We start from the raw sequence: 7,740 nt of genomic DNA, 5'->3' as shown, positions 1-7,740 counted from the left end.
CACCGGCGCCGGCCGCGAGGTGATCGACCAGCTGGCCGCCGCGGGCGTGCCGCGGGTGATCCACGTGGGCTGTGAGGCCGCGGCGTTCGCGCGCGACGTCGGGCTCTACCGCGGCCACGGCTACCGGGTCGAGCAGCTACGGGTGTTCGATGCGTTCCCGCTCACCCATCACGTCGAGTGCATCGCGGTGCTGGCTCGCTGAACGTCGGGCCGCTGGGCGAGCAGCCGGCGGATGGGCCGCAGCGCCATCCGCACACTGACCATCCGCGTCGCCGCCTCCCGCAGCACCGCCAGGCCGCGGCTGCGGTTGAACATCAGCCGCGCGAGCTGACGTGAATTGTCCTGCGCGGCAAGCACTCGTGGGCGCTGGGTGGCCTCATAGGCGGCCAGCGCACCGGCCGGCGTCGAGCGGTCGGCGCGCTGCAGCAGGGCCGACAGCAGCCACGCCGACTCCATCGCCATGCCCGCGCCGACGCCTGCGGTCGGGAGGAAACCTGCGGCGGCGTCGCCGAGCAGCACGGTGTGGGCCGTCGTCCAGTTCGGCGCCCGGCAGTCGGTGAGCGGCCAGTAGTAGGGGTCGGGGTCGTCACTCAGGGCGGTCAGTGCGTGCTCGACGCGTGCGCCGGTGACGGTGAGTGAGCGCCGGATCCGGGCGACGAACGCGTCGACTCCCGCGGCGGTGTCCTCTCGCGGGCCGCCGACGAACACGCCGATGCGGCCGGCGACCGGGTAGGAGCCGACGAAGAAGCCCGCGCCCCAGAGCTCTTCGGTGAGATCGGGTGAGTCGTCCGGTGCCGCCCAAGCCACCCAGCCTCCCCACCCGGTGTCGAGGGTGGCGGCAGGCCGGCTGCCAGGCACCAGATCGCGTGTCGTCGAGTTGATGCCGTCGGCGATGACGACCAGGTCGAATCGGTACTCCCGGTCGCCGTCGACCGACGCGATGCCGACCGACGCGCCGTCCGCGCCCTCGGCCAGTGTGCGGACCGTCGAACCGAAGGCGACCGCACAGCCGCCCGTACTGAGCACCTCGAGCAACGCGCCCCGGCCGATGCCCCGGTAGTCCCCGAAGGTGTCGAGAACCGCCGAGAGCGAGTCCTCGCGCAGCGGGCGGCCCGTGTGGCCGCGGACCGCGTACCGGTCGAGCGCGATGCCCGCCGCCCGGTACCCGTCACGCACTCCGAGGCCGTCGATCGCCGGGTCGACCATCGGCATCAGCGCGAGCATGTAGCCGGCGTCCGGCGCCGCGGCCGAGCGCTCGATCAGCACCGGGTGCCGTCCCGCGCGGCGCAGCAGTCCGGCGGCGGTGAGGCCGGCGACGCCCGCGCCGACGATCAGGATGCGCATGTCGTCGGCGCGAGCCTCGTCGTACTGATCGGCCACCGGGACCGGGGTGAACGCCATGACATTCCTTTCGCCTGCATCTCGACGCTACCATTCTGTGTACCGGGTGGTACACGGTATTGTCCGGTGCATGCCGACCGGCCGGATCGCCCGCATGCCCGCTGCCCGACGACGACGATTGGTGCAGGTGGCAGCGGTGGAGTTCGCCGAGTCGGGTTACTCGGGCACGTCGCTGAACCGGATCATCGCCGACTGCGGAATGGGAAAGAGCTCGTTCTACTACCTTTTTGCGTCGAAGAGCGAATTGTTCGAATTCGTGACCACGGAATTGATCGCCGAGGCGGCGTCCCGGTGGACGGTTCCCGACCCGGCGGGCTTCTCGGGCACGCAGTTCTGGCCGCGGGTCGCTGACGTCTTCGCCGAGTTCCTGCGGGTTTCCGAGGAGCACGAGGCCTTCCTGCTGCTGGCCAGGCTGTTCTACAGCGATGCGCCCGGCAGCGCGAAGACCACCGTCGGTGGGGCGCTGGCGGCCGTCGAGGACTGGGTGCGGCGCGCCCTGGCGGAGGGTCGCCGGTGCGGCGCCGTGCGCGACGACCTGCCGGAGGACCTGCAGTACCGGCTGACGGTCGGGGCGTTGCGGCTGTTCGACGAGTGGACGGTCGCCCAACACGACCGGTTCTCGGCGGACGGACTGCGTCGGCTCACCGACGCACAGTTCGCCACGCTGCGGCGGATGCTGGCGGACTAGCCGTCGGGCCGCTGGTAGACGTCGGGCACGCCGTCGCGGTCGGCGTCGCGGGTCTCCTCCTCGTGCAGCGCGCGGTACTGCCGGTTGCGCAGCCGCAGCACCGCCGTCGCGAGCACGGCCGCCGTCAGCGACCCGACGAGCACCCCGATCTTCACGTGGTCCTCGCGGCCGCTGTCGTCGCCGTAGGCGAGATCACCGATCAGCAGCGACACCGTGAAGCCGATGCCCGCGAGCAGTGCCATGCCGAAGACGTCGATCCAGCGCAGCGCGCTGTCCAGCGAGGCCCTGGTGAGAGCCGAGAGGATCCGCGCGGTGCCGAAGATGCCGACGGTCTTGCCGACGACCAGGCCGAGCACGATGCCCAGCGCGATGGGGTCGGTCAATGCGTCGGTGAGCCCGTGCAGGCCGCCGACCGTCACCCCGGCGGCGAAGAACGCGAACACCGGGATCGCCACGCCGGCCGACAGCGGCCTGATCCGGTGCTCGAAGTGTTCGGCGAGGCCCGGTCCGGCGTCGGGGCCACCCGCGGCGCGGCTGCGCACCACCGGAACCGTGAAGCCGAGCAGCACTCCGGCAACGGTCGCGTGCACGCCCGACTCGTGCATCAGCACCCACGTCGCGAGCCCGAGCGGCACCAGCAGCCACCATGACCGGACCCGCCGCTGCACCAGCACCGTGAACAGCAGCAACGGCACGGCGGCCGCCGCCAGCGCCCACAGCTTGATGTCCTCGGTGTAGAACACCGCGATCACGGTGATCGCCAGCAGGTCGTCGACGACGGCCAGGGTGAGCAGGAACATGCGCAGCGCTGCGGGAAGGTGCGTCGAGATGACCGCCAGCACCGCGACGGCGAACGCGATGTCGGTGGCCGTCGGGATGGCCCAGCCGCGGGTGGCGCCGTCACCGACCGAGTACGTCATCGCGACGAAGATGGCCGCCGGGACGACCATGCCGCCGACGGCGGCCGCGATCGGCAGCGCGGCGCGACGCGGGTCGCGCAGGTCGCCTGCGACGAATTCGCGCTTGAGTTCGAGTCCGACCACGAAGAAGAAGATCGCCAGCAGTCCGTCGGCGGCCCAGGTGCCCAGCGTCAGATTCAGGTGCAGGCCGAAGCGGTCGGTGCCGACGGGCAGGTCGCGCAGCGCCGCGTAGGACGCCGACCACGGCGAGTTGGCCCAACCGATCGCCACCACCGAGGCCACCAGCAGGACGGCGCCGCCGACGGTCTCCTTGCGCAGTACGTCGGCGACCCGGGCCGTCTCGGCCCACGAGCCGCGGGAGAGCAGCCGGCGCGGCAGCGGCGCCGACTCGCCCGGATCCTTCTGCATTTCCTGTGACACAGCCGACACCTCGTCTCATCGACATCACCGAACCGCAGGCCCCCGAGCGGGCATCCGCGGTGCCGACCAGACTTCCCGGCACACCGTGCGGCGAGTGTACCGAGGTGTGCGGCGCGCACTGTGACGTGATTGTGAAGGTCCCGGCTCGACAGGACCCGCACCGTGCGCCGTGCGTAAACTGGTCGAATGCTTGAACAGATCCGCGGCCCCGCTGATCTGCAGCACCTGACTCAGTCCCAGCTCAGTGCTCTGGCGGGCGAGATACGCCAGTTCCTGATCCACAAGGTCGCTGCAACCGGTGGACACCTCGGCCCCAATCTCGGTGTCGTCGAACTGACGCTGGCCCTGCACCGGGTCTTCGACTCGCCGCACGACCCGATCATCTTCGATACCGGCCACCAGGCCTACGTGCACAAGATGCTCACCGGTCGCAGCCACGAGTTCGAGACCCTGCGCAAGAAGGACGGGCTGTCGGGTTACCCGTCGCGCAGCGAGAGCGAGCACGACTGGGTGGAGTCCAGCCACGCCAGTTCGGCGCTGTCCTACGCCGACGGGCTGGCCAAGGCGTTCGAACTCACAGGCCACCGCAACCGGCACGTGGTCGCCGTCGTCGGCGACGGCGCACTCACCGGCGGGATGTGCTGGGAGGCGCTGAACAACATCGCCGCCGCCCGCAGGCCGGTGGTGATCGTCGTCAACGACAACGGCCGCAGCTACGCGCCGACCATCGGCGGCTTCGCCGACCATCTGGCCGCGCTGCGTCTGCAGCCGGGCTACGAGCGGATCCTGGAGAGCGGACGCAAGGCGATGCGCGGGCTGCCCGTCATCGGCGAGGTCTGCTACCAGTGCGTGCACAGCATCAAGGCGGGCATCAAGGACGCGCTCGCGCCGCAGGTGATGTTCACCGACCTCGGCCTGAAATACGTCGGCCCGATCGACGGCCACGACGAGCACGCCGTCGAGTCCGCGCTGCGGCACGCCCGCGGGTTCAACGCGCCCGTCGTCGTGCACGTCGTCACGCGCAAAGGCATGGGCTACCCGCCCGCCGAGAACGACGAGGCCGACCAGATGCACGCCTGCGGCGTCATCGACGTCGCGACCGGGATGGCCACCAAGGTCGCCGGACCGGGCTGGACGTCGGCGTTCGCCGAGGCCCTGGTCAACTACGGCGCCAAGCGCCGCGACATCGTGGCGATCACCGCCGCCATGCCGGGTCCGACCGGGTTGTCGGTCTTCCGCGACCGTTTCCCGGACCGCTTCTTCGACGTGGGCATCGCCGAGCAGCACGCGATGACGTCGGCCGCCGGGCTCGCTATGGGCGGTCTGCATCCGGTGGTCGCGATCTACTCGACGTTCCTCAACCGCGCATTCGACCAGATCATGATGGACGTCGCGCTGCACAAGCTGCCGGTCACCATGGTGCTCGACCGTTCCGGGGTCACCGGCAGCGACGGCGCCAGCCACAACGGCATGTGGGATCTGTCGCTGCTCGGCGTCGTGCCGGGCATGCGGGTCGCCGCTCCGCGCGATGCCACCAGGCTGCGCGAGGAACTCGGCGAGGCGCTCGACGTCAATGACGGGCCCACTGCCATCCGGTTCCCCAAAGCCGATGTGGGCGAGGACATCCCGGCTGTCGAACGGCGGGGTGTGGTCGACGTGCTCGCGGTGCCCGCCGCAGGGATGGGCGACGACGTGCTACTGGTCGCCGTCGGTCCGTTCGCCGCGATGGCGTTGGAGGTGGCCGAGCGGCTGCGCAACCAGGGCATCGGCGTGACCGTCGTGGATCCGCGCTGGGTGCTTCCGGTGCCCGATGCGATCGGCGAGCTGGCCCGCGCGCACAAGCTGGTGGTGACCCTCGAGGACAACGGCGTCGCGGGCGGCGTCGGGTCGTCGGTGTCGGCCGCGTTGCGCCGCGACGAGATCGACGTGCCGTGCCGCGACGTGGGGCTGCCTCAGGAGTTCTTCGCACACGCCTCCCGCAGTGAGGTGCTGGCCGATGTCGGCATCACCGATCGCAACATCGCGCGCCAGATCACCGGATGGGTGGCGGCGCTGGGCACCGCGGTCTCGGAGTCCGAGGTCAGCGAGCGCCTCGACTAGTCGTCCTGGGCCGCCGCGCCGCTGAGCGCGTCGGCCAGCGCCGGCACCACGAGTTCGCGCTGCCACGGGCGGACGCGCGCCTCGGTGAGGAACTCCTCGACCGCGGCGGTGACGTCGCCGGACTCCGGGGGCTGCCAGTCCCAGCACAACCGGCGCACCACCTCCGGGGTGATCAGGTTCTCCGCCGGCACCGTGACACGCTCGGACACCGCGGACAGCGCGGCGCGGGCGGCCTCCAACCGGGCCGCGGCCTCGGGTTTGCGCCTGGCCCAGCGCGACGGTGGCGGTGGGCCGTTCGACGTCTCGGCGTCGTCCGGCGGATCGGTGTTCTCCCGCGCACGGTTCAGCGCGTCGAGCCACACCTGCGCGCTGCGGCGTTGCTTCGAACCGCCGAAAATCGGGAGCGCCGTGAGCTTTTCGACGGTGTCGGGGTCGGCGGTGGCGGCGTTGACGATCGCCGCGTCGGGCAGGATCCGCCCCGGGGCGATGTCGCGGCGGCGGGCGATGTGGTCGCGGGTGGTCCACAGCTCGCGCACCGCGGCCAGTGCCCGCGGGTTGCGCACCTTGTGGATCCCCGACGTGCGCCGCCAGCGGTCACGCCGGGTGGGGGACGCCTCGAACGTCCGCAGATGCTCGAATTCCTGTGCGGCCCACTCGGTCTTGCCCTGCTCCTCGAGCACCGCGGCGATCGCGTCGCGCAGTTCGAGCAGCACCTCCACGTCCAGCGCGGCGTAGTTGAGCCAGTCGTCGGGCAGCGGCCGCTTCGACCAGTCCGCGGCGCCATGGCCTTTCATCAGGTGCAGGCCGAGGAGTCGCTGCACCATCGCCGCGAGGTTCACCCGCTCGAAGCCGGCGAGCCGCCCCGCCAGTTCGGTGTCGTAGAGCCGTGCCGGCCGCATCCCGATCTCGGCCAGGCACGGCAGGTCCTGGTCGGCGGCGTGCAGCACCCATTCGTCCTCGGCCATCGCTGCGGCCACCGGCGCCATCACGTCGATCGGCGAATCGCCGTGGTTCACCGGGTCGATCAGCACCGTGCCGGCCCCGGCGCGGCGGATCTGCACGAGGTAGGCCCGGTTGGAGTAGCGGAAGCCCGACGCGCGTTCGGCGTCGACGGCGAACGGTCCGTGTCCGGAGGACAGCAATTCGGCGGCGGCGGCGATCTCGGAGCGGCTGACCGACAGCGCGGGCACCCCGTCGGCGGGGGCCAGCAGCGGAATCGCCTCGGGCTCGACCTCTTCTGCGTCGAGACCCGTGTCGGTGTCGTCCGGATCGGGGGGAAGCGCCTCGGTCATGTCAAGCGCGGGTGCGGGAGCTCAGGTCGGTCACCCCGGTCGGCGGCAGTCCGGCGGCGTGCTCGAGCACCTCGCAGAACGCCTCTACGTGAGGGCCGAGCTCGAGGTTCGTGGCGGTCCATGACGCCCGCAGTTCCAACTGGTGGGCGCGCGGCGGGCCGGAGATGTCGCCGTAGCGCACCGACGTGGTGGCGGTGACGGTGCCGCCCAGTGCGGTCACGTGCTCGGCCCGCGAGTCCAGCGCCTCCACCAGCCAGCTCCACGCCACCTCGGGCAGCAGCGGGTCCACCGCCTCACTGGAGTCCAGATCGGCCTGGATGTAGGCGACCAGCCGCATCGTGCCGTCCCAGGCCTCTGCGCCCTCCGGGTCGTGCAGCAGGATCAGCCGGCCGAACGCATCACCCTCCGAACGCTCGGGGACGATCGTCGTGTCGGGATGTCGGACCTCGGCGCCCAGGGCGTAGCTGTAGGGCGCGAGCCGCTGCGGCGGCCGGATCGGACCGAGCTCGATCTCCGACCGCACGGTGGTGGCGTTCATCGCCGCCACCGCCGTACGGAACTGAGCCGGTTCGCCTGCGGTCACGACGTTTGACGCTAGACCCATCCGGCCGGGCGTGTCGGCAGGCGCGCCGAATTCGATCATGAACCCCGTCGTGCCCGGATCCCGTCAACTGGTGCACCGCGGAACCGCCGGTTGGTGAGACGATGATCACCATGCCTGAACGGCTTGCTGACGCCATCGAGGAACTCTCGAATCCGAACCGGTCCGACACCGAACCCGAAGGACAGAGCCCACCCGGCGCTCCGCGGCGGCGCGGCAGGCTTGTTCGCTACACCCCCGCGCCGGTCCTGGCGGTGCTGGTCGCCGTCGTGGCGGTGGCCGCGGGCTTGGCGGTGCACTGGGCGCTCGGGCTGTCCG

At 71.3% G+C, this 7,740-nt stretch carries 7 protein-coding genes and 1 pseudogene; 4 read left to right on the top strand and 4 right to left on the bottom strand.

Annotated features, from left to right (window positions below):
* A pseudogene (locus Q2100_RS28180) lies at positions 1–202 on the top strand (class I SAM-dependent RNA methyltransferase); the annotation flags it as partial.
* On the opposite strand, the gene Q2100_RS28175 reads toward Q2100_RS28180, so the two are convergent.
* Positions 169–1,401, bottom strand: a complete 1,233-nt coding sequence (locus Q2100_RS28175) for an FAD-dependent oxidoreductase (RefSeq protein WP_302916695.1) — start codon at positions 1,399–1,401, stop codon at positions 169–171. The pseudogene Q2100_RS28180 and the gene Q2100_RS28175 sit on opposite strands and share 34 nt — an antisense overlap.
* 70 nt (positions 1,402–1,471) lie before the next feature.
* Here Q2100_RS28175 and Q2100_RS28170 point away from each other — a divergent pair, with 70 nt between their 5' ends.
* A complete protein-coding gene (locus tag Q2100_RS28170; RefSeq protein WP_302916694.1) occupies positions 1,472–2,089 on the top strand; it encodes a TetR/AcrR family transcriptional regulator in 618 nt (205 codons plus the stop codon).
* On the opposite strand, the gene nhaA is transcribed toward Q2100_RS28170, so the two are convergent.
* A complete protein-coding gene (gene nhaA / locus Q2100_RS28165) occupies positions 2,086–3,417 on the bottom strand; it encodes a Na+/H+ antiporter NhaA (RefSeq protein WP_302916696.1) in 1,332 nt (443 codons plus the stop codon). The two genes, Q2100_RS28170 and nhaA, sit on opposite strands and share 4 nt — an antisense overlap.
* Positions 3,418–3,615: 198 nt before the next feature.
* Between nhaA and dxs the strand changes: the two genes are divergently transcribed.
* Positions 3,616–5,529 (top strand): 1-deoxy-D-xylulose-5-phosphate synthase, encoded by a 1,914-nt coding sequence (dxs, locus tag Q2100_RS28160; RefSeq protein WP_302916693.1) that lies wholly within the window; start codon positions 3,616–3,618, stop codon positions 5,527–5,529.
* Here dxs and Q2100_RS28155 read toward each other — a convergent pair.
* Positions 5,526–6,821 (bottom strand): HRDC domain-containing protein, encoded by a 1,296-nt coding sequence (locus Q2100_RS28155; RefSeq protein ID WP_302916692.1) that lies wholly within the window; start codon positions 6,819–6,821, stop codon positions 5,526–5,528. The two genes, dxs and Q2100_RS28155, sit on opposite strands and share 4 nt — an antisense overlap.
* A 1-nt stretch (position 6,822) precedes the next feature.
* Entirely contained in the window at positions 6,823–7,404 is a 582-nt protein-coding gene (locus Q2100_RS28150; RefSeq protein WP_302916691.1) for a DUF3000 domain-containing protein, read from the bottom strand.
* A 131-nt stretch (positions 7,405–7,535) separates the two neighbouring features.
* On the opposite strand from Q2100_RS28150, the gene Q2100_RS28145 reads away from it, so the two are divergent.
* Positions 7,536–7,740: hypothetical protein (locus Q2100_RS28145; protein WP_302916690.1), on the top strand; the 205-nt coding region annotated here is incomplete at its 3' end.

It is taken from the genome of Mycolicibacterium arseniciresistens, from assembly GCF_030519285.1.
GTDB lineage: Bacteria > Actinomycetota > Actinomycetes > Mycobacteriales > Mycobacteriaceae > Mycobacterium > Mycobacterium arseniciresistens.
The sequence above is the reverse complement of the archived record's forward strand: the minus strand, read 5'-3'. Positions and strand labels throughout refer to the sequence as shown.